The organism is Agromyces sp. CCNWLW203 (genome assembly GCF_036576125.1).
Taxonomy (GTDB): domain Bacteria; phylum Actinomycetota; class Actinomycetes; order Actinomycetales; family Microbacteriaceae; genus Agromyces.
Map to the genome: position 1 here is coordinate 455,168 of NZ_JAZHYX010000002.1, position 22,624 is coordinate 477,791.

Here is a 22,624-nt window from a genome sequence, read left to right on the forward strand (position 1 = left end):
GGGTCGGGTCGGATCGGGAATGAGAAAACCCCCTCCCGAAGGAGGGGGTTTCACCCGGTCGGGGTGACAGGATTTGAACCTGCGACCTCGTCGTCCCGAACGACGCGCGCTACCAAGCTGCGCCACACCCCGGGCCGGCCCTTGCGAGCCTCAACAAGGATAGCCGATAAATGGCGGCCGTCAGACCACCTCGGTCATGCCGTGGGCACGAGCGTCAGCAGCGTGGCCTCGGGCGGGCAGGCGAAACGCACAGGGGCGTAGATCGAGGTGCCGAGCCCCGCGGAGACGTTCAAGAACGCCGACCGCAGGCCGTGGCGCCAGACACTGAGCCCCTTGACCTGGTCGCGCGGGATGTCGCAGTTCGTGACGAGTGCGCCGAAACCGGGCACGCACACCTGACCCCCATGCGTGTGACCGGCGAGCAGCAACTGCGCGCCGTGGTTCACAAAGGAGTTGAGCACCCGCTGGTAGGGGGCATGGGCGACGCCCACGGTCACGGTCGGGCGGTCGACGACGGATGCCTCGTCGGGCCACGTCTCGTCGCCGAGCGGGTCGTCGGCGCGCAACTCGTCGATCGCCGCGGTGATGAGATCGAGCCGGTCATAGCCCTTGTGCGGATCGTCGACCCCGAAGAACTCGAAGTGCGTGCCACGCAGGTCGAGGGCGGTCGCGGTGTTGTCGAGGTCGCGCCACCCGAGTTCTGCGAAGAAGTCGTGCAGTTCGCCGATGTCGAGTCGCTTCGCGCTGCGACCGAGGCGCGACGGCCCTGTGAAGTAGGCGAACGGATTCTTCGCGACGGGGCCGAAGTAGTCGTTCGAGCCGTTGACGAACACGCCGGGAACGCCGCGGAACGGCTCCAGCGCGCGTCGGATGCCCTCGATGCCGCGCTCGTGGCCGAGGTTGTCACCCGTGTCGACGACGAGATCGGGTTTCAGGTCGGCGAGGCTGCGCACCCACTCCTGTTTGTCGCGCTGCCACGGCGCCATGTGCAGGTCGGAGAGGTGCAGCACGCGGATCGGCTCCGAGCCGGGCGGAAGCACAGGCACGTCCACTTGGCGGAGGGTCCATCGCGTGCGCTCGACGAGCGATCCGTACGCGAAAGCGGCCGCGCCGGCCGCGGCGATCGACAGGGCGATCGTCGCGACCGGCGGGATGCGAGTGTTCGCCATGCCCGCGACTAGTCGTCGCCGGGGGCGTCGCCGCCCCCGCCGAGCTTGCCGACGCTGATCGTGATCTGGTCGCCGGGCTTGGCGAAACCACCGCCGGCGGGGTTCTGCGAGATCACGACGCCCACCTTCGTGGGATCGACCGTGTTCTCGTTCTGGCGCTGCACCTTGAAGCCGGCTTGCTTCAACGCGGCTTCCGCCTGTTCACCCGTCATGCCGACGACGTTCGGTACTCCGGTCATCGAGCCATTGCTCGTGAAGATGCGAATCGTCGTGCCCTTGCCGGCCTGGCCGGCCGGATCGGTGCCCGACACCGTGCCGGCGGGCAGGTTGGAGTCCTGCTGGCCGCCGTCTTCGGCGACGAAGCCGGCCGTCTCGATCGCCTGCTTCGCAGCGTCGAACGAGAGCCCTGCGACCTGCGGGATGTCGACCAGCACCTGCTTGAACAGCGACTGATCGGGCTGAGTGAATTCCGCGCCGCCGTACTTCTCGTCGGCGAGGGTCATGATCGACTTCCACATGCGGTGGCGGGCCGTGGCGACCGGACCGCTGTCCCACGAGTCGAGCCTCCGCTGGTCGGCCTTGCCGGTGACGCTTCCCACCCACACCGCGGTGGCGACGCGCGTCGAGGCGCCGTTCATCCAGGTGTCCTTGTTCTCGTCGGTGGTACCCGTCTTGCCGATGTGCGGCACCCCGGTACCCGTGTTCGAGGCACTCGCGGTGCCGCTGAACGTCTGGGCCATCGCGTAGGCCATGCCCGCGGCGACATTCGGTGCGACTGACTGCGTGCACGTGCTGGCGGGCGGCGCAACCGTTTCGCCATCGGCCTTGGTGATCGCGGTGATCGCGATCGGCGAGCAGGTCGACCCGTTGTTCGCGATGCCCGCGAAGGCCCCGACCATCGCGAGAGGGGAGACCTCTTCGGTGCCGAGGACTGCGCTCGGGCTGAAGACTTCGTTGGGATTGATCTTGCGCGTGCCGTCTTCGTTGTACACGGGGCCGTTGTCGTCGTACTCGAACTTCTGGCCGAGCTCGAGGCCGTCGGCGCGCTTCACGCCGAATGCCTCTGCGGTCTGCTTGATCTTGCAGAGGTCGAGCTGCTGGGCCATGGCGACGAACGAGGTGTTCACCGAGTACTTCGTCGCGTCGACGGCGTTGTTCGCCCCCGTCCCATCGTCGTTCTTCGGGTCGTAGCTGCCCTGCCAGGTGCCGTTGCAGCTGTCGGGGAAGGAGGTGAAGACGCGGCGCTTGCCGTTGAAGGTCTCACGGAGGGAGTGCCCCTCGTTCAGCCATTCGCCGAGGGTGAAGACCTTGAACGTCGACCCGGGCTGGAACCCGCTCGAGCCGCCGTGGGCGAAGTCGGTCGAGTAGTTGATCGACTCGAACTCGGCGCTCGAGTTCAACTGCTCCTCGTCCTGCGAGTACTTCTTGTTCTGCACCATCGCGAGCACCTTGCCGGTACCGACCTCCATGCTCACGGCAACCGAGCCGACGTCGAACCGTTCGTCGACCATCGGCACGTTCTCGGTCATCGCGGCCTCAGCGCGGTTCTGCAACTCGAGGTCGAGAGTCGTGTCGATGTCGAGACCACCGGTCTGCAGCATCTGGGTGCCCTCGTTGACGTCGGGGGTCGTCGGGTCGTCGTAGTGGCGCTTGATCACCCAGGTGACGTAGTCGCAGAAGAAGGCCGAGCCGCCCGCGGTCTGGCAGCCGGTGCTCGGCGGGGCGATCACCGGTGTAACGGGAGTCGCGACGGCGGCCGCGTGCTCTTCCGCCGTGATCTTCTTGTATTCGAGCATCTCGCCGAGAATGTAGTCGCGACGCTCCTTGTTCTTCACATACGGAATAGGAGCGCCAGCCTCGTCGACGACGGGCACGCCGTTCTCATCGACGGGCGCCACACCGTTCTCTTCGTCTTCGGGCTGGTCGAGGCGAAGCGCATCGGGGAAGTTCACGATGGCGATGAGGCTGGCGGCCTCGGGCAGCGACAGCGTCGCTGCCGTCTTCGAGTAGTAGTACTGGGCGGCGGATTCGATGCCGTACACGCGCCCGCCGAACCCGGCGATGTTCAGGTATCCCTTGAGGATGTCGTCTTTCGTGTATTCCTTCTCGAGCGCGATCGCGTAGCGGATCTCCTTGAGCTTGCGCGAGACGCTGACCTCGGTCGCCTCGTCGTACGCCTTCTCGAACTCCTCTTGGTTGCTCGCCTTCTTCGTGTTGTTGTTGATCAACACGTTCTTGACGTACTGCTGCGTGATCGACGAGCCGCCCTGCGTGTCTTCGCCGGTGACGGTCTTCAGGGCGCCGCGGATCGTGCCCTGGATGTCGACGCCACCGTGCTCGTAGAAGCGCGGGTCCTCGCCGGCGATCGCTGCGTCCTTGACGTACTGGCTGATCGCCTCCCAACCGACCTCTTCGCGGTTGTCATCGAAGAAGGAGGCGAGGAGGTAGCGCGAGCCGTCGGGCTGCGTGGCATAGATGTTCGACTTCTGCGACAGTTCGCCGGGTTCGAGGTACCCGGGCAGGTTCTCGAACATGGTGATGCTGTTGTTCGTGGCCATGCCGGTGACGGCGAGGGCTGGAGTCACCGCGGCGGTGACGAGCACGCCGGCGAGAGCGCTCATGCCGACGAAGCCGAGGATTCCGGCGCCGACGTCGCTCATCGTACGTTTTTGGGCAGACATATAGTGGAGCTTAACGGAGAAGGCTGACAAATCCCGCTATGCACGCTGAACGCGTCGTCGGAGGGGAGGCGCGCCGATCCACGCGAATCCCGCGCTCCGTTCGACATCGCCGCACCGCATCGACCGCACCGTCGATGCATGCGACACAGAGACGAGGAACCATGACGACCTGGGAGTACATCACCACTCCGCTGCTCATCCACAACACGGCGGCGATCCTGAACAACTGGGGCTCCGAGGGCTGGGAGCTCGTGCAGATCGTGCAGGGCCCCGAGGGCGGCCTCGTCGCCTACCTGAAGCGCCCGACCGGCGGCGAGTCGTCTGCCGCGGCATCCGCCGGCGCAGCGGCCGCCGCGCAGGCCGCCAAGCAGTTCGAGGGCGAGGGACACGCCTGATGGCCGCCATCGAGGCGCGCCTCGCCGAACTCGGCATCGAGTTGCCCGACGTCGCACCGCCCGTCGCCGCGTACGTGCCGGCGGTCGTCACCGGCGCCCACGTCTACACCTCGGGTCAGCTGCCCTTCACCGCGGGCGTGCTGCCCGCGACCGGCAAGGTCGGCGACGGCCACGGGCTCGTTCCCGCAGACGACGCGAAGACGTACGCCCGCACCGCGGCGCTCAACGCGCTCGCGGCGGTGCGCGCCGAGATCGGTACGCTCGACCGGGTCACCCGCATCGTGAAGCTCGTCGGCTTCGTGGCATCCGATCCCTCATTCTCCGGCCAGCCCGGCGTCATCAACGGGGCATCCGAAGTGCTCGGCGAGATCTTCGGCGAGGCCGGCCGCCACGCACGCTCCGCAGTGGGCGTCGCCGTGCTGCCGCTCGACTCGCCGGTCGAGCTCGAACTCGTGGTCGAGTTCGAGTAGACGCAGTCAGCAGCCACGAACAGCGGATGCCGCGTCGGGAGCGATCCCGACGCGGCATCCGTCGTTTCAGGGCCGGGATGCCCTACTTCACCTGCTCGCTGATGACCTGCATGATCGAGGTGTCGGCGAGCGTCGTCGTGTCGCCGATCTCGCGGCCTTCTGCGAGGTCGCGGAGGAGCCGGCGCATGATCTTGCCCGAGCGCGTCTTCGGCAGCTCGTTGACGATGAAGACCTGACGCGGGCGGGCGATCGCGCCGATCTGCTGGGCGACGTGCTTGCGGAGCTCGTCGCTGGCTGCCGCGAGATCGTTCACCTGATCGGCCTGGCTGGCCTTCAGGATCACGAACGCGACGACGGCCTGGCCGGTCGCCTCGTCGGACGCGCCGACGACCGCAGCCTCGGCCGTCCACGGGTGGGCGACGAGCGAGGACTCGATCTCGGCGGTCGAGAGACGGTGGCCAGAGACGTTCATGACGTCGTCGACCCGGCCGAGCAGCCAGATGTCGCCGTCTTCGTCGCGTCGTGCACCGTCGCCGGCGAAGTACTTGTCGCCGAACTTCTCCCAGTAGGTCTCCTTGAAGCGCTCGGGGTCGCCCCAGATGCCGCGGAGCATCGAGGGCCACGGCTCGGTGATCGTGAGGAGGCCGCCGCCTTCGCCCTCGATCGGGGTGCCCTCGTCGTCGACGATGTCGATCGAGATTCCGGGAACCGGTACTTGCGCCGACCCGGGCTTCAGGTCGGTCACGCCGGGCAGCGCCGAGATCATGATCGCGCCCGTCTCGGTCTGCCACCACGTGTCGACGACGGGGATCGAGCCGCCGCCGATGACGTGGCGGTACCAGATCCAGGCCTCGGGGTTGATCGGCTCGCCGACCGAGCCGAGCAGGCGCAGCGATCGCACGTTGTAGTCGCGCACGACGTCACGGCCCTGCTTCATGAACGAGCGGATGGCGGTCGGCGCCGTGTAGAGGATCGAGACGCGGTACTTCTCGATGATCTCCCACCAGCGGCCGGGGTGCGGCGTGTCGGGCGTGCCCTCGTAGAGCACCTGCGTGGCGCCGTTCGCGAGCGGCCCGTAGACGACGTAAGAGTGACCGGTGATCCAGCCGACGTCGGCCGTGCACCAGTACACATCGCGTTCGGGGTGCAGGTCGAAGACGTTCTTGTGGGTGAACGCCGTCTGGGTGAGGTAGCCGCCCGAGGTGTGCAGGATGCCCTTGGGGTTGCCCGTCGTTCCCGAGGTGTAGAGGATGAACAGCGGGTGCTCGGCGTTGAAGCCCTGCGCCTCGTGGTCGGCGTCGGCCGCGGCGAGCTGCTCGCTCCACGACACGTCGCGCCCCTCGACCCAGGCCACCTCGCCGCCGGTGCGGTTCACGACGAGCACGGAGCGCACGGTGGTCTCGGCGGCCTCGATGGCCTCGTCGACCGTGGGCTTCAGCGGGAACGCTTTGCCCTTGCGGTATCCGCCGTCGGCGGTGATGACGACCTCGGCCTGGGCATCGTCGATGCGCGACTGCAGGCTCTTCGACGAGAACCCGCCGAAGACCACGGAGTGCACGGCGCCGATGCGGGCGCAGGCGAGCATTGCGATGACGGCCTCGGGGATCATCGGCAGGTAGATCGCGACGCGGTCGCCGGCCTGCACGCCGAGCCCGAGCAGCGCGTTCGCGGCGCGCTTGACTTCAGCGGTCAGTTCGGCGTAGGTGATGGAGCGGCTGTCGCCTGGCTCGCCCTCGAAGTGCAGGGCGACGCGGTCGCCGAGGCCCGCCTCGACGTGACGGTCGAGGCAGTTGTAGGCGACGTTCAGCTCGCCGTCGTGGAACCACTTGGCGAAGGGCGGGGTCGACCAGTCGAGGGTCTGCGTGAACGGCGTGCTCCACGTGAGGAGGTCGCGGGCCTGGTCGGCCCAGAAGCCGAGCCGGTCGGCCGCGGCCTCTTCGTAGAGGCGCTCATCGGCGACGGCTTGGGCGGCGAACTCGGGACTCGGGCGGAATCGCCGGATCTCCTCGAGCGCGTGATCGATCTGAACGGTCATGGTTCTTCAGTCGCTCCTTCGCGAGTGTTCTTCGGATGGGTCGCCTGCCCCACGCAGCACACTACCCGCCGCTCCGATCAGGCGAGGAATCGTGTCGTCCTGTAGCGTCGCAGAGTGGATTCGCGGCCGAACGGCGCGCCTTCCTGTGTCTAAGCGCAGAGAATTCTGTATGTCGGCACAAATGAGGACAAAAAATGCTTGCGCATCCTTCTGCAGGCCGTATGCTGAGTACCGCCCGAACACTCGTTTCGTGGCCTGCAGCGCTCGTGATTCCCCCCAATCCTTGCGCTGCCGAGGCGGCACCTGTTCCCCCCAATGGGTGCCGCCCCCTTTCGTTAACAGGCAGTGCACGATGTGCGCCGCGAACAGATCGAGTCCTCCTCCACAACGGTGTGGGGGAGGCTCTTTCCGTATCTGGGCCCGATCGGATGCTGCGGTGCCCGAGTCGGTTCCTACGCTCGCGACATGACTCATCCCTTCGTGGCGTCGCCGTCCTGGCTGCGGGAACCGCCGGTCTCGCCCGCCACCGAGCGCGCGTTCGGGCCGCGCACCGGCTCGTCACGTGCAGACTCGTCACCCCCGGAGTCGTCTCGTGCCGCGTCGTCGTTCACCGCCGCGACGGCCGGCGCCGAACGTCGCGATGATGCGTTCGATGACGTCGACGTCGACGTGGGCGTCGCTGCTTCGCTGCGAGCCTCGTCCGCCCGGCCGACCCATCGCAACGGCACCGACCTCTCCCTCCTCGGTCCGCTCGAGGCGTTCGCCACCGACGGACCGGTCACGGATCTCTTCGTGAACGGCGACCGGGGTCTCTGGGTCGATCGAGGTGCCGGTGCCGAGCGAGACCCGAGCTGGGCGGCCGATGAGGCCGAGGTTCGTGCGCTCGCCGTGCAGCTCGTCGCCCGCGGCGGGCGCCACATCGATGAGGCTTCGCCCGCCGTCGATGTGCGGCTGGGCGCCGGCATCCGGGTGCACGCGGTACTGCCACCCGTGTCGGCGAGCGGTACGACGATCTCGGTGCGCGTACCGCGGGCCGGCGGGTTCTCGCTCGCGGCCCTCTCCCGCGCGGGCATGGTCGACGCGGCGCAGGAGGCGGTGCTTCGAGACGCCGTGGCATCCCGCAAGAACCTGCTCGTCACGGGCGCCGGCGGCACCGGCAAGACCACGCTCCTCGCTGCGCTGCTCGCCGAGGCTCCCGAACGGGAGCGCCTCGTCGTCATCGAAGACGTCGCAGAGCTGCAGGTCGATCATCCGCACGTGGTCTCGCTCGAAGCGCGGCAGGCGAATCTCGAGGGCACGGGCCGGGTCGGGCTCGACGCGCTGCTCAGGGAGGCGCTGCGCATGCGCCCCGACCGCCTGGTCGTCGGCGAATGCCGCGGCGCAGAGCTCCGAGAGCTCCTTGCTGCGCTCAACACCGGGCACGACGGCGGCGCAGGCACCCTGCATGCCAACTCGCTCGCCGATGTGCCCGCTCGGCTCGAGGCGCTCGGCTCGATCGCCGGGCTCTCTCCCGATGCGCTCGCCCGTCAGACAGCGAGCGCCTTCGATCTCGTGCTCCACCTCGACCGGGTCGGCGGTCGACGCCGATTGGCCCAGATGGGGCGGTTCGAGCAATCGGGCGACCGGCTCGTCGTCGAGGCGATGTGAGCGAGCGGATGCCGCGGCGCCCGCGCCTCCTCGATCGGCTCGAGGACCGACGGCGCATCGACCCGGCGGCCGAGATCGATGCCGTGGCCGCCGTCACCGAGCGTCTCGCGGTGCTGCTCGCCGCCGGCGTGCCCGCCCCGGGTGCATGGAGCAACGTCGGGGCTGACGGAGCCTCAGGCGCCGACGCCGAAGTGCTCGAGTTCGCCGCCTCGGCGGCCCGGCGGGGCGACCCGGTCGCGCCGGCCATTGCCGATTCCCTCCCCGAACGCCCGACCGCGTCGGCCGCCTGGCCGGTACTCGCCGCCGCATGGGCGGTCGCGGCGGAGTCGGGTGCACCGCTGGCCGGCAGCCTTCGCGAGCTCGCTGCGGTGCTGCGCGATGAGGCGCAGCTCCGCCGGGAGGTGCGAGCTGCGCTCGCCGGACCCGCCGCGAGCGCCCGGCTCGTCATGGCGCTGCCGGTGATCGCGGTGCTGTTCGGGGCGACCCTCGGCTTCGACACGATCGGCGTGCTCTTCGGCAACCCGCTCGGACTCGCCTGCCTGGCGCTGGGGCTCGTCTGCCTCTGGGGCGGCCGTCGGTGGAACCGCGCACTCGCCGCACGAGCCGGTCGCTCGCGCGTCGATGCCGGTCTCGAGCTCGAGCTGCTCGCGATCGCGATGTCGAGCGGGGTGTCGATCGATCGGGCGCGGACACTCACTCGCGACTCGATCGTGCGCTTCGTTCCGCACGCCGGCGACGGCGCCGAGATCGACGCCGTACTCGGCCTCGCGGCGCGGGCTGGCGCCCCGGTCGCCGAACTGTTGCGCGCCGAGGCGTTCCGGCTGCGCCGAGCCTCGAGATCGGCCGGCACCGAGCGGGCGGCGGCGCTCGGGGTGCGGCTCATGCTGCCGCTCGGCCTCTGCGTGCTCCCGGCATTCGTGCTGCTCGGCGTCGCGCCGCTCATGATCTCGGTCGTCACCGGCACCCTCGGCGGTGCCCGTTGACCCGACCCGACTCGTGCCACTCGAGAGCCGGTCAGCCGGCACCACAGAAGGGAACACCATGCACGAAGACTCGACCACCGCACCGCCCCGAGGTCGCGCCCGGGGCGGCGCCCTGCGGAGTCGCGCCCGCCGCATCGCCCGCCGCGTCGCCGTTCGGCTGGCCGGCGAGCGCGGCGCCGCGACCGCCGAGTACGCCGTGGCGACGATGGCGGCCGTCGGATTCGCCGGGCTGCTCGTCATCATCCTCCGCGGCGACGAGGTGCGCGGCATCCTCACCGACCTCGTGCGGAATGCGCTCACGGTCGGCTGAGCGCGAACGCGGCAGCGTGACCGCGGAATTCGCGGTCGCGCTGCCCGCCATCGCACTCGTGCTCGCGGCCTGCCTCGCCTCGGTGCAATTGGCGGCGCAGCAGGTGCGGCTGACGGATGCCGCGGCCGACGCGGCTCGGGCGCTGGGCCGCGGCGAATCCGAGGCCGACGCGGCCGCCATCGCCGATCGCGTCTCCGGCGGAGCTGTGCTCTCGGCGGCGACCGACGCGCAGTTCGTCTGCGCGACGCTCACCAGTTCCGGAGCGGGCCTGCTCGCCGCGATCGAGCTGCGTGCCGAGTCCTGCGCAGTGACGGGCGGCCGGTGATGATCCGGTGCGGCACTGCCGCTCACCGAGTCGCCGCCGTCCCCGGTCGCATGCGAGCCGAAGAGAGGGGAGCGGCATCCGTTGTCGCCGTCGGCATCATCGGCGCGATGACCGCGTTCGCCGTTGCACTGCTCGCACTGCTCGGCGTCTTCGTCGTCTCGCAGCGCGCAGCGAACGCCGCCGATGCCGCCGCGCTCGCAGCTGCGGACGCCATGTCGGGCGCCGTCGCCGGCGTGCCGTGCCGGCTCGCCGGCGCCGTTGCCGCTCGCAACGGCGCACGGCTCGGCACGTGCGAGGGCGACGGCGCCGTGGCATCCGTCACCGTGCACATCGAGGCGGTGCCGGGGTTCGCGGTCAGCGCGTCGGCTCGTGCCGGGCCGCCCGGATCGGGCGCACCCGTGCCGCCGTGAATGCGCCGTGCCGCCGTGGCCGTGCCGCCCTGGACTCAGTCGAAGACGGTCTCCACGAAGCGGTACTCGACGGCGCTGGGCCGGTCGTCTCCTGGTGCCGCGAACTCCATGCCCGCCGCGCGCGAGTACACGTAGTGCTTGCCCTGGTCGGTGTTCAGCTCGATTCGCGGCCGAGGGTCTCCGGACTCGAGGAAGGCGGTGGCCACCGTCTTTCCCTCGAGCGGCCCGTCGACCAGCATCGCCGTGTACGAACTCGTCGTTGAGGTGTCCATGATGGCCATTCTCCTCGGCGTTCCGAGAACCGCAAGGGGGCGCGATGAGCACCGCAGAACTCGATCGCCCGCTCGGTGAGTGCGTTTCCTCCCGGCTGGTGTGTGTATGGTGTGGCTGTCGGCGCAGCATTTTCGCCGGCTTTGGCACACCGCTCGGGGGCGCGGCTTCGAATGTGCGTTCCCGTCCCAATTGTCAACAAAGAGGAGTCTGGTGTCAGGCGCGAAAAAACTGGTCATCGTCGAGTCGCCCACCAAGATGAAGTCGATCGCCCAGTATCTGGGTGACGGCTACGAGGTGCTTTCGTCCGTCGGTCACATCCGCGACCTCATCGAGCCCAAGAACCTGCCGGCCGAGCTGAAGAAGGGCCCCCTGGGCAAGTTCTCCGTCGACGTCGACAACGGCTTCGAGCCGTACTACGTGGTCTCCGACTCCAAGAAGAAGACCGTCGCCGAGCTCAAGCGCGCGCTGAAGAACGCCGACGAACTCCTGCTGGCAACTGATGAGGACCGCGAGGGCGAGGCCATCGCGTGGCACCTGCTGCAGGAGCTGAAGCCCAAGGTCCCCGTGCGCCGGATGGTCTTCCACGAGATCACGAAGGACGCCATCCAGAAGGCGAAGGACAACACCCGCGACCTCGACACCGCACTCGTCGACGCTCAGGAGACCCGTCGCATCCTCGACCGGCTCTACGGATACGAGATCTCGCCGGTGCTCTGGCGCAAGGTCGGGCCCGGCCTCTCGGCCGGCCGCGTGCAGTCGGCGGCCACCCGACTCGTCGTCGACCGCGAGCGCGAGCGCCTCGCCTTCGTCGCGGCGGGGTACTGGGATCTGGCCGGACGCTTCTCGGACGAGGCATCCGACACCGCGACCTCGTTCGAGGCGAAGCTCGTGCGTCTCGGCGGCGAGCGCGTCGCGACCGGCCGGGACTTCGACGACGCCGGAACGCTGAAGAGCAAGGCCGTCGTGCTCGACGAGGCGACCGCCGCCGCACTCGTGACCGCCCTGTCGGCCGAATCGGTCTCGCGCACCGTCTCCAAGGTCGAATCGAAGCCCTACTCGCGTCGCCCCGCCGCGCCCTTCACGACCTCCACGCTGCAGCAGGAGTCAGCCCGCAAGCTCCGTCTCTCGGCCCGCGACACGATGCGCGTGGCGCAGTCGCTCTACGAGAACGGCTACATCACTTATATGCGCACCGACTCCTCGTCGCTGTCGCAGCAGGCGATCACCGCCGCCCGCGCCCAGGCGACCGCGCTCTACGGCGCCGACTCGATTCCCGACAAGCCCCGCGTCTACGCCGGCAAGTCGAAGAACGCGCAGGAGGCGCACGAGGCCATCCGCCCGTCGGGCGAGGTGTTCCGCACCCCGTCCGAACTGCAGAGCGTGCTGCGCGGCAGCGAGTTCAAGCTCTACGACCTGATCTGGAAGCGCACGGTCGCCTCGCAGATGGCCGATGCCAAGGGTCAGACGGCCACGGTCACGATCGAGGTCGGTCCGACGGCGACGGATGCAGCAGCTCCCGCCGAGGCATCGGCACCGGTCGGCGGCACGATCGCGGAGTTCACCGCGAGCGGCACCGTCATCACCTTCCGCGGCTTCCTCGCCGCATATGAGGAGAGTCGCGACGAGGAGCGCAACGCCGAGGAGACGCCCGGCGAGGCGAAGCTCCCCCCGCTGAAGGAGGGGCAGACCCTCGCGATGGCCGACCTCGAGGCCAAGGGCCACGAGACGTCGCCGCCCCCGCGCTACACCGAGGCGAGCCTCGTGAAGCGACTCGAAGAGCTCGGCATCGGCCGTCCGTCGACGTTCGCCTCGATCATCTCGACGATCATGGACCGCGGATACGTCACCCAGCGCGGCCAGGCGCTCGTGCCGAGCTGGATCGCGTTCTCGGTCGTGCGGCTCCTCGAAGAGCACTTCGGCGACCTCGTGGAGTACGACTTCACCGCCGAGATGGAGGACGACCTCGACCACATCGCGGCCGGCGAGGCCGACCGCGTCGACTGGCTCTCGAGCTTCTACTTCGGCTCCGACAAGCACCGGGGCCTGCGTCAGGTCGTCGACAACCTCGGTGAGATCGACGCGCGCGAGATCAACTCCGTGCGGATCGCGCCCGACATCACGCTGCGCATCGGCAAGTACGGTCCCTACCTCGAGGTCGTCGACGAGGGCGCCGCGCCCGACGCGACGCCCCGACGGGTGAACCTCCCCGAAGGCCTCGCGCCTGACGAGCTCACCGAGGCGAAGGCCCGCGAGCTCATCGACGCACCCGTGCAGGAGGCGCGCGTGCTCGGAGTGAACCCCGAGAACGGCAAGGAGGTCGTCGTGAAGGACGGCCGCTTCGGCCCGTACGTCACCGAGCTCGACCCCGAGCCCGCTGTCGCTCCTGAGGCCGTCGCCGAGACATCCGTCGACCCGGCGACCGGTGAGGTCGTCGACGCGCCGAAGCCGAAGGCCAAGCGAGCTGCGAAGAAGGCTCCGGTCGAGAAGCCGCGCACGGCGTCGCTCTTCAAGAGCATGCAGGTGGCCGAGATCGACTTCGAGACGGCGCTGAAGCTCCTGAACCTGCCGCGTGTCGTCGGCGTCGATCCCGAGACTGAGACCGAGATCACCGCGCAGAACGGTCGCTACGGCCCGTACTTGAAGAAGGGCACCGACACGCGCACGCTCCCGAGCGAGGACGCGATCTTCGAGATCGGCCTCGACGGTGCGCTCGAGCTCTTCGCCCAGCCCAAGTACGGCGGCCGCGCCGCGTCGAGCGCGCTGAAGGAGTTCGACGCCGACCCCGTGAGCGGCAAGCCGATCAAGGTGAAGGACGGCCGCTTCGGCCCCTACGTCACCGACGGCACGACGAACGCGACCATCCCGCGTGCCGAGTCGGTCGAGGAGATCACCTTCGAACGCGCCGTCGAGCTGCTGCAGATCAAGCGCGACAAGGGCCCCGCGGCGCCGCGAGCCAAGAAGCCCGCCGCGAAGAAGCCGGCTGCGAAGAAGCCGGCCGCGAAGAAGCCTGCTGCCAAGAAGGCTCCCGCGAAGAAGCCGGCGACCGACCAGTGAGCGACGGGCTCTTCATCACCCTCGAGGGCGGCGACGGGTCGGGCAAGACGACTCAGGCCGAGCTGCTCGGGGCCTGGCTCGCCGAGTCCGGCCGAACGGTCGTGCGCACGCGTGAGCCCGGCGGCACCGACGTGGGCGTCGAGGTGCGCGAGATCGTGCTGCACCACCGCGGCGACATCGCCCCGCGCGCCGAGGCGCTGCTCTACGCCGCCGATCGGGCGCATCACGTCGCGACCGTCGTGCGGCCGGCGCTCGCTCGCGGCGACGTCGTGCTCCAAGACCGCTACATCGACTCGTCGGTCGCCTACCAGGGGGCCGGCCGGGTGCTCGACGCCGAGGCGGTGCGCGGGCTCTCCGAGTGGGCGACCGAAGGGCTCGCACCCGACCTGACGATCCTGCTCGACCTCGACGCCGCGTCGGCGCGCACGCGGCTCGACGACGCCCGTACGCGCTACGACCGGCTCGAGGCCGAGGCATCCGAGTTCCACGACCGGGTCCGCGGCGCCTATCTGGAGATCGCGGCCGCCGAACCTGCGCGCTTCCTCGTGGTCGACGCGGCGCAACCGGTCGAGGAGATCGCCGCGGCGATCCGCGCCCGAGTGGCCGGTCTGCTCTGAGCGCGAGCAGAGGATCGGGTGCGTCGGTCGGAGCGTACGCGCCATCCGCGTCGAGCGCATCGTCAGCCGCTGACGGTAGCGTGGAATCGTGAGCGTGTGGAGTGAACTGACCGGCCAGGACGCCGCGATCGCGCTCTTCCGCGCAGCCGCCGAATCCGCCGGCGTGACCGCGACCGCCGGCTCCACCTCCGGCCCCGGCGCCCAGCAGATGACCCACTCGTGGCTCGTCACCGGCCCACCGGGCTCGGGCCGCTCGAACCTCGCGTACGCCTTCGCTACGGCGCTCATCTCGGGCTCGCCCGACGGCGACGAGCGAACGCAGGCGCAGGTCGACGCGCGCAGCCACCCCGACCTGCACGTGCTCGCGACCGAGGGCGTCATCATCAAGCGCGACGACGTACGCGACATCGTGCGCCGCTCGCACTACGCGCCGTCGATCGGCCGGCACCGGGTCATCATCGTCGAAGACGCCGATCGCATGACCGAGCAGACCTCCAACTTCCTCCTCAAAGAACTCGAGGAGCCGCCCGAGCGCACCGTGTGGATCCTCTGCGCGCCGAGCGAGGCCGACCTGATCCCCACGATCCGCTCGCGAGTGCGCTCGGTGCGGCTCCAGGTGCCGAGCATCGCGGATGTCGCAGCGCTCCTCGAACGTCGAGACGGCGTCGATCCCGTGCTCGCCGAGCGCGCCGCCCGAGAGGCGCAGAGCCACATCGGCATGGCGCACCGGCTGGCCACCAACGAAGAGGCTCGGCGCCGCCGTTCCGAGACGCTCGAACTCGCGCTCGCGGTGCGTTCGGCGTCGGGTGCCGTGGCCACCGCCGCTCGATTCATCGAGATCGCCGGCGAAGACGCCAAGGCCATCGGCGAGCTGCGCGACGCGGAAGAGCGGGCGCATGCGCTGCACTCGCTCGGCGTCGCGCCCGGGCAGGCCGTGCCGAACGCGCTCCGACCGCAGCTGAAGGCGCTCGAAGACGACCAGAAGCGCCGCGCCACCCGGAGCCTCCGCGACGGCATCGACCGTATCCTCGTCGATCTGGCGTCGCTGTACCGCGACATCCTGCTCATCCAGCTCGACGCCGACGTGCCGCTCGTGAACCGCGAGCTCGAAGCGGGCATGCAGCGGGCCGCGGCATCCGCTGCGCCCGCCCGAACACTCGCGACGCTCGACGCGATCCAGCAGGCGCGCACCCGCATCGACGGCAACGTGTCGCCGGCGCTCGCGCTCGAGGCGATGCTCATCTCCGCCATCCGACGAACGACCGAACGAGGGGCCGCATGACCGAATCGACCAGCGCACGTCGGATGCCGCGTGGCACGCGCGCGATCGCGATCGTCGGCGCCCTCGCGGCCATGTTCGCGCTGAGCGGCTGCGTGCCCGAGCTGCTGAGCCCGGAGCAACCGGTCTCGACGCCGACGGGTGAAGACGTCGCGGCGGAGCTCGAGCCCTTCTACACGCAGGTGCTGGAGTGGGAGCGCTGCGGCGACGGCATGGGGTGTGCGACGGCGAAGGCACCCCTCGACTGGAGCGACCCCTCGGCAGGCGAAACGGAACTCGCTCTCGTGCGCCATGTCGCGACGGGTGAGAAGCTCGGCTCGCTGCTCGTGAACCCAGGCGGCCCCGGGGGCTCGGGTTACGACTTCGTGATGGACTCGCTCGACTACGCGGTCGGCCAGCCGCTCCAGGAGCGCTTCGATGTCGTCGGCTTCGATCCCCGAGGCGTCGGCCGCTCGGCGGGTGTCGCCTGCTACGACGCCCCCGAGATGGACGAGTACCTCTACGGCACCACGCCCGGAGAACGGGGCAGCGACGAATGGATCGCCGAGATCGAGGCCACCGAGCGCGCCTTCGGTGAAGCGTGCGCCGAGAACACGGGTGAACTGCTCGGCAACGTCGACACCGAGAGCGCCGCGCGCGACATGGACCTGCTGCGCGCGATCCTCGGCGACGAGCAGCTGAACTACCTCGGCTTCTCGTACGGCACGTTCCTCGGCGCGACCTATGCCGGGCTCTACCCCGACAAGGTCGGCAAGCTCGTGCTCGACGGGGCGATCGACCCCTCGGCCAGTGAGACCGAGGTGGGTCAGGCGCAGGCCATCGGCTTCGAGAACGCGCTGAAGGCCTACCTCGAGTACTGCCTCGCGGGCAGTGAGTGCCCGTTCGACGGCACCGTCGACGACGCCGTCGACGAGATCAGCCGGCTCCTGGCCTCCGTCGACGCGAGCCCGCTTCGCGGTACCGACGGCCGCCTCGTCGGCGCCGACACCCTCGTCACCGCGATCATCTACCCCCTGTACAGCGCGGATTCCTGGCCGTACCTGAACGACCTGTTCGAGTCGGTCATGTTCGGCGATGCCGACATCGCGCTCTCCTTCGCCGACGGCTACAACGGCCGCAGCGAAGACGGCACCTACCTCGACAACTCGGCCGAGGCGTTCACTGCAGTGAACTGCCTCGACTACACGTACCAATCCGATGTCTCGGTGATGCGCGAGAAGGCGGCGGCGACCGCGGAGGTCGCACCGATCATCGGACCCTACTTCGGGTTCGGCGACCTCGGCTGCATCAACTGGCCGCACCAGAGCGAAGCGGAGCGGACCGAGATCCACGCGGAGGGTGCCGCGCCGATCCTCGTCATCGGCACGACGGGCGACCCCGCGACCCCGTACGAGTGGGCGGTCGCCCTGGCGGAGCAGCTCGAGAGCGGCGCACTCATCACCTACGAGGGGGAAGGGCACACGGCATACAACAAGTCGAATCCGTGCGTGAACGACGCGGTCGAGGCATACTTCATCGACGGCACCGTGCCCTCCAGCGACCCGAAGTGCTGATGGTGGTCAACGAGGCTCCCGAAACCCGCTAACATGGATTCTCGTGCCAGTCGGTGCGCTTCAGCGCTCCGGATGCCACGCCGCCTTAGCTCAGTCGGCAGAGCGTTTCACTCGTAATGAAAAGGTCGTGGGTTCGATTCCCACAGGCGGCTCCACGTGAAGGGCCCGGAGAGATCCGGGCCCTTCGTCGTTTTAAACGGAGCGATCGATCGCGTCGCCGGCGCACGAACGGCCCGGGGTCTCCGGGCCGGTCGCGTGCGCAGGAGGAAGAGCCAGACGCCTGTCGACGCTAACCCGCGGTGGCCTGCGCCGCAGCGCCCCGAACGGGGGCTTGCTCGCACATCGGCGCCCAGGTGGGTCGTTCGCGCCTCGGTGGGAAGAGCACGTGCGGTCGTGCAGCTCGCCCGCGTCCTCGGCCCGCGCACGGAATTCACTGAAGCCCGATTTCATGCCGATGGGAGCGCGCCCACAAAATTGTTGACTGCGCAGGCGGCAGTCGCGTATGGTTGCGTCGAACTCATGGGAGCGTTCCCATGGCGCATCATGGGAGCGCTCCCATGAGTTCGACCGCACACACAAGGGAGTGACGTGAACTCATCACGAAGCAGGATCGCCGCGTCCGTCGCCGGCGCCGCAGCATTGGCCCTCATCGCGACTGGCTGTTCGACGGGCGGGGGTGGGGGCGGCGGTGACGAGAAGATCACCCTCTCCATCACGACCTTCGGCACCATGGGCGTCGATGCGAGCTATGAGAAGTACATGGAGGAGAACCCCAACATCACGATCGAGGCGACGAACCTCGAAGGCGGCGGGGCTGCGCGCGATGACGCGTATGCCAAGATCGCAGCCGGAACGGGCCTCAGCGACATCGTGGCGATCGAGGAAGGATGGCTCGGCACCATCGCCGAGGTCTCCGACTCCTTCGTCGACCTGAGCGACTACGGCATCGAAGATGTCAAGGACACCTGGCTCGAGTGGAAGTACGACCAGGGCACGACCACCGACGGCAAGGTGCTCGGCGCCGGCCTCGACATCGGCCCGCAGGGCCTCTGCTACCGCGGCGACCTCTTCGAGGCCGCGGGCCTGCCCAGCGAGCGCACCGAGGTCGCCGAGTACTTCGGCGGCGAGGATGCCACGTGGGACCGCTTCTTCGAGGTCGGCCAGGAATACGTCGACAACACCGGCAAGGCCTTCTACCACAGCCCCCGATTCTTCTGGAACTCCTTCGTGAACCAGCAGGAGGAGGGCTACTACAAGAAGGACGGCGAGACGCTGAACATCGAGGACAACGAGGTTCTGAAGGCCCAGTTCGCGAAGATCGTCGAGGCTGAGAACAACGAGCTCGGCGCCGGACTTCCCGGCTGGGAGGTCGGCCCCGAGGCGAAGGCGGGCGACTTCGCCGTCTACATGTGCCCGAGCTGGATGCTCGGCATCGTGCAGGGATACTACGACGAGGGAACCACCGACAGCGGATGGGACTTCGCCGACGTCCTCCCGGGCGGCGCGGCCAACTGGGGTGGAGCATTCCTCGGCGTCGCCGAGTCGTCCGAGCACAAGGAGGAGGCGGCCAAGCTCGCGCTCTGGCTCGCCTCGCCCGAGCAGCAGGGGGCCGCGTTCGAGGTCGCCGGGCCGTTCCCGAGCACGCCCGAGGGCCAGAAGCTCGTCGCCGACACCACGAACGCCTTCTTCAACGACGCCCCGGTCGGCGAGATCTTCGCGGCACGCTCGGAGGGCGTGATCGCCCAGGTCAAGGGTCCCGAGGACTCCAACATTCAGGACAACGTCTTCGGTCCGGTCTTCGACCGGGTCAGCCAGGGCGAGGTCACCGATCCCGACGAAGCCTGGGATGAGGCCATGGAGCTGCTCAACCAGCTCGTCGGCTGATCCTACGGGCGGCTCGGTGTCACGCCGGGCCGCCCGCTCACCACCCTCCACTGCACCATTCATCGTCTCGCGGATTGGCTCAACGATGATCAGCTCCACCCTGGGCCGACCGGCCCGTTCGGAACTCACGTTCCGACAGAAGGTCAGTCGCTTCGACTACACCTTCTCCCCGTTCCTGTACGTCGCGCCGTTCTTCATCCTGTTCGCCCTGATCGGCGTCTTCCCGATCGCGTATACGCTGAACGTCTCGCTCTACGACTGGCACCTGCTCAAGGGCCAGGGCGACTTCGTCGGCCTGGCGAATTACGCCTCGGTGCTCAGCGACCCGTTCTTCTGGAACGCCTTCGGCAACACGGTCAGCATCTTCCTGCTCTCGGCCATTCCGCAGCTCGTCGTCGCGACCGGAATCGCGGCACTGCTCGACCAGGCGATCCGCGGCAAGACCTTCTGGCGCATGAGCATCCTGCTCCCGTACATCGTGGCGCCGGTCGCGGTCACCGTGATCTTCCTGCAGATCTTCAACCAGTACCACGGGCCCATCGCCGGGCTTCTCGAGCTGTTCGGCCTCGATCCCATCCGCTGGGCATTCGACGTCTTCCCCTCGCACGTCGCCATCGCGAGCATGGTCAACTGGCGCTGGACCGGCTACAACGCCCTCCTCCTCCTGGCCGCGATGCAGGCCGTGCCCCGCGACGTCTACGAGTCGGCCGCACTCGACGGCGCGAACAAGATCCGCCGCTTCTGGTCCATCACCATCCCGATGATCCGGCCGACCCTGATCTTCGTCGTCATCACCGCGACCATCGGCGGCCTGCAGATCTTCACGGAGCCCAAGCTGTTCGACGGTCGCACGAACGGCGGCGGCGATCGTCAGTTCCAGACCATCGTCCTCTACCTCTACGAGCTCGCCTTCCCGCGTCGCGACTTCGGCCGGGCCTCAGCGACCGCGTGGATCCTGTTCCTCATCATCGTGCTCGTCGGCCTCATCAGCTACGCCATCACCCGCGCCATCCGCACCGCCGACGTGAAACCGACCCGTATCAGCGCCGCCTCCGTCGGCGCGCAGCAGGGAGAGTCATGACCGCCACCGTCACGACCCCCAGGTCGTCGAAGCCGCCCAAGTCGCCCTCCGCCCCGGATCGCCGGATCGTCGACGCCGAACGTCGCGCGAAGCGCAAGCGCGCCTATGAGCGACCCGGGGTGCTCACGTACGCCCTCCTCATCGCGTTCTTCGTCGGCTCGGCGTTCCCGCTGTGGTGGTCGTTCGTGATCGGCAGCCGCCAGTCATCCGACACGAACCTCGTGCCCCCGGCGGTGCTGCCCGGGCCGAACTTCCTCTCGAACGCCGCCAAGGTCTTCGACACGGTTCCGTTCCTGCAGGCGCTGCTGAACAGCATCGTGATCTCGGGAGCGATCACGATCTCGGTGGTGTTCTTCTCGACACTGGCGGGATACGCGTTCGCCAAGCTGCGATTCCGCGGTCGCACCGGCATGCTGCTGGCGGTGATCGCGACGATGGCGATTCCGACCCAGCTCGGCATCATCCCGCTGTTCATGCTCATGGCCGAATGGCAGTGGATCGGTACCCTCCAGGCGGTCATCGTGCCGGGCATGGTCACGGCGTTCGGCGTGTTCTTCATGCGCCAGTACCTCGTCGACGTGATCCCCGACGAGCTCATCGAAGCCGCGCGCATGGACGGTGCGAGCATGTGGGGCACTTTCCGGCACGTGGCGCTGCCGGCGGCTCGGCCGGCGATGGCAGTGCTCGCGCTGTTCACCTTCATGGCGGCGTGGACCGACTACCTCTGGCCGATGCTCGTGCTGAGCCCCCGGAATCCCAGCGTCCAGACCGCCCTCGCGGCACTGAGCGCCAGCGGCGGCCAGAACCCCGACAACGCGATGGTGCTCGCGGGCGCCGTACTGTCGGTCATCCCGCTCCTCATCCTCTTCTTCGTCGCGGGCAAGCAGCTCGTGGCTGGCATCATGCAAGGCGCAGTGAAAGGCTGAAATGACCATCGAGACTCCGACGCGCACCAGGGACCGACCCGACTACCGGGACGTAGGGCTCGAGTTCCCGACCGGATTCGTCATCGGCTCCGCCACGGCGTCGTACCAGATCGAGGGCGCGGCCACGGCGGACGGACGCGGGCCGTCGATCTGGGACACGTTCAGCGCCACGCCCGGCAAGATCGTGAACGGCGACACGGGCGCCGTCGCCGACGACCACTACAACCGGCTCGACGCCGACCTCGACCTGATGGTCGAACTCGGGCTCGAGGCCTACCGCTTCTCCATCGCCTGGCCGCGCATCCAGCCGCTCGGCTCCGGTGCAGTGAACGAGGCGGGGCTCGACTTCTACCGCCGCCTCGTCGATGGGCTGATCGCCCGCGGCATCCGCCCGATCGCGACGCTGTACCACTGGGACCTCCCGCAGGCGCTCGAGGATGCCGGTGGATGGACGAACCGCGACACCGCGTACCGCTTCGCTGAGTACACGCGCCACGTCGCCGAGGCGCTGGGCGACCGCGTGCCGGTCTGGACGACGCTGAACGAGCCGTGGTGCAGTGCGTTCCTCGGCTACGGTTCCGGCGCGCACGCGCCGGGTCGCACCGACGGCGCCGCGGCGCTCGCCGCCATGCACCACCTCAACCTCGCACACGGCCTCGCCGTGCGGGTGCTCCGCGAGGTCGTGCCGCAGGCGGAGGTCTCGGTGACGCTGAACTTCCACGTCGTCCGAGGCGACGGAGCTGGCAGCTCGGAGGCCGTTCGCCGCATCGAGGCGCTGGCGAACCGGTCGTTCACCCAGCCCATGCTCGTGGGGGGTTACCCGGCCGACCTGATCGAGGACACGGCAGACGTGACGGACTGGTCGTTCGTGCACCCGGGCGACACCGACATCATCCGGCAGCCGCTCGACTTCCTCGGGGTCAACTACTACTCGACGACCCGGGTCCGCATGTGGGACGGCGTCTCGCCCCGGGAGCGCGCCGATGGTCACAAGGACGTCGGAGGCTCTCCGTGGCCCGGCAGCGACCAGGTCGAATTCCTCCAGCAGGAGGGCCCGTACACGGCCATGGGCTGGAACATCGCCCCCGACGGATTCGAGGCGCTGCTGCTGTCGCTGAGCGAGGAGCATCCCGACCTGCCGCTCATGATCACCGAGAACGGTGCCGCCTTCGACGACGAGGTGGTCGACGGCCGAGTGGTCGACGATGAGCGCATCGACTACCTGCGCCGGCATTTCACAGCCGCGCACCGGGCGATGCAGCACGGCGTCGACCTGCGCGGCTACCTCGTGTGGTCGCTGCTCGACAACTTCGAGTGGGGCTACGGATTCAGCAAGCGCTTCGGAATCGTGCACGTCGACTACGACACACAACGGCGCACGATCAAGGACAGTGGGCGATGGCTGGCCCGCCTCATCGACGGGCACGTCATCCCGGAGTGAGTCACGGCACCGTTGTGACGTACGGTGAAGGGATTCCACCTCCGACGCGAGGAACCACCGGATGCGCCCGACGGGCGGCAGGAGACGAGAC

Annotated in this window: 19 protein-coding genes and 2 tRNA genes; 16 read left to right on the forward strand and 5 right to left on the reverse strand. The window is 68.8% G+C overall.

Annotation, left to right across the window (positions count from 1 at the left end; translation table 11 throughout):
- Positions 1-58: 58 nt before the first annotated feature.
- The 3 genes from VPH61_RS07745 to VPH61_RS07755 all read right to left on the reverse strand — a co-directional run bounded on the left by VPH61_RS07745 (position 59) and on the right by VPH61_RS07755 (position 3,829).
- Positions 59-132 (reverse strand) — tRNA-Pro (locus tag VPH61_RS07745).
- A gap of 62 nt (positions 133-194) precedes the next feature.
- Positions 195-1,169, reverse strand: a complete 975-nt coding sequence (locus VPH61_RS07750) for a metallophosphoesterase (protein WP_332062924.1) — start codon at positions 1,167-1,169, stop codon at positions 195-197.
- An 8-nt stretch (positions 1,170-1,177) separates the two neighbouring features.
- Positions 1,178-3,829, reverse strand: coding sequence for a transglycosylase domain-containing protein (locus VPH61_RS07755; RefSeq protein WP_332062925.1), 2,652 nt, complete (start codon positions 3,827-3,829; stop codon positions 1,178-1,180).
- Between the two features lie 182 nt (positions 3,830-4,011).
- Here VPH61_RS07755 and VPH61_RS07760 point away from each other — a divergent pair, with 182 nt between their 5' ends.
- Entirely contained in the window at positions 4,012-4,245 is a 234-nt protein-coding gene (locus tag VPH61_RS07760; RefSeq protein WP_332062926.1) for a hypothetical protein, read from the forward strand.
- The gene (locus VPH61_RS07765) at positions 4,245-4,715 is read left to right on the forward strand and encodes a RidA family protein (RefSeq protein ID WP_332062927.1); all 471 of its coding nucleotides are present in this window, start codon (positions 4,245-4,247) and stop codon (positions 4,713-4,715) included. The genes VPH61_RS07760 and VPH61_RS07765 overlap by 1 nt, the downstream gene beginning before the upstream one ends.
- 82 nt (positions 4,716-4,797) lie before the next feature.
- Here the strand turns inward: VPH61_RS07765 and acs are convergent, their stop codons facing one another.
- Complete coding sequence (gene acs, locus VPH61_RS07770; RefSeq protein WP_332062928.1) at positions 4,798-6,750, reverse strand: acetate--CoA ligase; 1,953 nt, start codon at positions 6,748-6,750, stop codon at positions 4,798-4,800.
- 465 nt (positions 6,751-7,215) lie between these two features.
- Between acs and VPH61_RS07775 the strand changes: the two genes are divergently transcribed.
- The 5 genes from VPH61_RS07775 to VPH61_RS07795 are packed head-to-tail and all read left to right on the forward strand — an operon-like array spanning position 7,216 to position 10,425.
- Entirely contained in the window at positions 7,216-8,397 is a 1,182-nt protein-coding gene (locus VPH61_RS07775; RefSeq protein ID WP_332062929.1) for a TadA family conjugal transfer-associated ATPase, read from the forward strand.
- An 8-nt stretch (positions 8,398-8,405) separates the two neighbouring features.
- The gene (locus VPH61_RS07780; protein WP_332062930.1) at positions 8,406-9,380 is read left to right on the forward strand and encodes a type II secretion system F family protein; all 975 of its coding nucleotides are present in this window, start codon (positions 8,406-8,408) and stop codon (positions 9,378-9,380) included.
- A 58-nt stretch (positions 9,381-9,438) separates the two neighbouring features.
- Positions 9,439-9,690 (forward strand): DUF4244 domain-containing protein, encoded by a 252-nt coding sequence (locus VPH61_RS07785; protein ID WP_332062931.1) that lies wholly within the window; start codon positions 9,439-9,441, stop codon positions 9,688-9,690.
- Between the two features lie 16 nt (positions 9,691-9,706).
- Positions 9,707-10,015 carry a TadE family type IV pilus minor pilin gene (locus VPH61_RS07790; RefSeq protein ID WP_332062932.1) on the forward strand — a complete coding sequence of 103 codons (309 nt, stop codon included), beginning with the start codon at positions 9,707-9,709 and terminating at the stop codon, positions 10,013-10,015.
- A gap of 50 nt (positions 10,016-10,065) precedes the next feature.
- Positions 10,066-10,425 (forward strand): Rv3654c family TadE-like protein, encoded by a 360-nt coding sequence (locus VPH61_RS07795; RefSeq protein ID WP_332062933.1) that lies wholly within the window; start codon positions 10,066-10,068, stop codon positions 10,423-10,425.
- A gap of 35 nt (positions 10,426-10,460) precedes the next feature.
- On the opposite strand, the gene VPH61_RS07800 is transcribed toward VPH61_RS07795, so the two are convergent.
- Positions 10,461-10,697, reverse strand: coding sequence for a hypothetical protein (locus tag VPH61_RS07800; protein WP_332062934.1), 237 nt, complete (start codon positions 10,695-10,697; stop codon positions 10,461-10,463).
- A 256-nt stretch (positions 10,698-10,953) separates the two neighbouring features.
- Between VPH61_RS07800 and topA the strand changes: the two genes are divergently transcribed.
- From topA to VPH61_RS07845, 9 genes are all read left to right on the forward strand, one after another.
- Positions 10,954-13,752: a type I DNA topoisomerase gene (topA, locus tag VPH61_RS07805; RefSeq protein WP_442879071.1), complete on the forward strand. Its 2,799-nt coding sequence runs from the start codon at positions 10,954-10,956 to the stop codon at positions 13,750-13,752.
- Complete coding sequence (gene tmk / locus VPH61_RS07810) at positions 13,749-14,369, forward strand: dTMP kinase (protein ID WP_332062936.1); 621 nt, start codon at positions 13,749-13,751, stop codon at positions 14,367-14,369. Before topA ends, tmk begins: the two co-directional genes overlap by 4 nt.
- Positions 14,370-14,457: 88 nt before the next feature.
- Positions 14,458-15,651: a DNA polymerase III subunit delta' gene (locus VPH61_RS07815; RefSeq protein WP_332062937.1), complete on the forward strand. Its 1,194-nt coding sequence runs from the start codon at positions 14,458-14,460 to the stop codon at positions 15,649-15,651.
- On the forward strand, positions 15,648-17,201 hold the full coding sequence (locus VPH61_RS07820; RefSeq protein WP_332062938.1) for an alpha/beta hydrolase: 1,554 nt from the start codon (positions 15,648-15,650) through the stop codon (positions 17,199-17,201). Before VPH61_RS07815 ends, VPH61_RS07820 begins: the two co-directional genes overlap by 4 nt.
- A gap of 79 nt (positions 17,202-17,280) precedes the next feature.
- Positions 17,281-17,356 (forward strand) — tRNA-Thr (locus VPH61_RS07825).
- Between the two features lie 433 nt (positions 17,357-17,789).
- Positions 17,790-19,085: an ABC transporter substrate-binding protein gene (locus tag VPH61_RS07830; RefSeq protein WP_332062939.1), complete on the forward strand. Its 1,296-nt coding sequence runs from the start codon at positions 17,790-17,792 to the stop codon at positions 19,083-19,085.
- Between the two features lie 85 nt (positions 19,086-19,170).
- Complete coding sequence (locus VPH61_RS07835) at positions 19,171-20,166, forward strand: carbohydrate ABC transporter permease (protein WP_332062940.1); 996 nt, start codon at positions 19,171-19,173, stop codon at positions 20,164-20,166.
- The gene (locus VPH61_RS07840) at positions 20,163-21,092 is read left to right on the forward strand and encodes a carbohydrate ABC transporter permease (protein ID WP_332062941.1); all 930 of its coding nucleotides are present in this window, start codon (positions 20,163-20,165) and stop codon (positions 21,090-21,092) included. The genes VPH61_RS07835 and VPH61_RS07840 overlap by 4 nt, the downstream gene beginning before the upstream one ends.
- Position 21,093: 1 nt before the next feature.
- A complete protein-coding gene (locus tag VPH61_RS07845) occupies positions 21,094-22,533 on the forward strand; it encodes a GH1 family beta-glucosidase (RefSeq protein WP_332062942.1) in 1,440 nt (479 codons plus the stop codon).
- Positions 22,534-22,624: the final 91 nt, after the last annotated feature.

Coding starts and splice junctions, on each gene's coding strand:
- VPH61_RS07750 (WP_332062924.1), bottom strand. CDS start 1,169: ATGGCGAACACTCGCATCCCGCCGGTCGCGACGATCGCCCTGTCGATC.
- VPH61_RS07755 (WP_332062925.1), bottom strand. CDS start 3,829: ATGAGCGACGTCGGCGCCGGAATCCTCGGCTTCGTCGGCATGAGCGCT.
- VPH61_RS07760 (WP_332062926.1), top strand. CDS start 4,012: ATGACGACCTGGGAGTACATCACCACTCCGCTGCTCATCCACAACACG.
- VPH61_RS07765 (WP_332062927.1), top strand. CDS start 4,245: ATGGCCGCCATCGAGGCGCGCCTCGCCGAACTCGGCATCGAGTTGCCC.
- acs (WP_332062928.1), bottom strand. CDS start 6,750: ATGACCGTTCAGATCGATCACGCGCTCGAGGAGATCCGGCGATTCCGC.
- VPH61_RS07775 (WP_332062929.1), top strand. CDS start 7,216: ATGACTCATCCCTTCGTGGCGTCGCCGTCCTGGCTGCGGGAACCGCCG.
- VPH61_RS07780 (WP_332062930.1), top strand. CDS start 8,406: ATGCCGCGGCGCCCGCGCCTCCTCGATCGGCTCGAGGACCGACGGCGC.
- VPH61_RS07785 (WP_332062931.1), top strand. CDS start 9,439: ATGCACGAAGACTCGACCACCGCACCGCCCCGAGGTCGCGCCCGGGGC.
- VPH61_RS07795 (WP_332062933.1), top strand. CDS start 10,066: ATGCGAGCCGAAGAGAGGGGAGCGGCATCCGTTGTCGCCGTCGGCATC.
- VPH61_RS07800 (WP_332062934.1), bottom strand. CDS start 10,697: ATGGACACCTCAACGACGAGTTCGTACACGGCGATGCTGGTCGACGGG.
- topA (WP_442879071.1), top strand. CDS start 10,954: ATGAAGTCGATCGCCCAGTATCTGGGTGACGGCTACGAGGTGCTTTCG.
- VPH61_RS07820 (WP_332062938.1), top strand. CDS start 15,648: ATGACCGAATCGACCAGCGCACGTCGGATGCCGCGTGGCACGCGCGCG.
- VPH61_RS07835 (WP_332062940.1), top strand. CDS start 19,171: ATGATCAGCTCCACCCTGGGCCGACCGGCCCGTTCGGAACTCACGTTC.
- VPH61_RS07840 (WP_332062941.1), top strand. CDS start 20,163: ATGACCGCCACCGTCACGACCCCCAGGTCGTCGAAGCCGCCCAAGTCG.
- VPH61_RS07845 (WP_332062942.1), top strand. CDS start 21,094: ATGACCATCGAGACTCCGACGCGCACCAGGGACCGACCCGACTACCGG.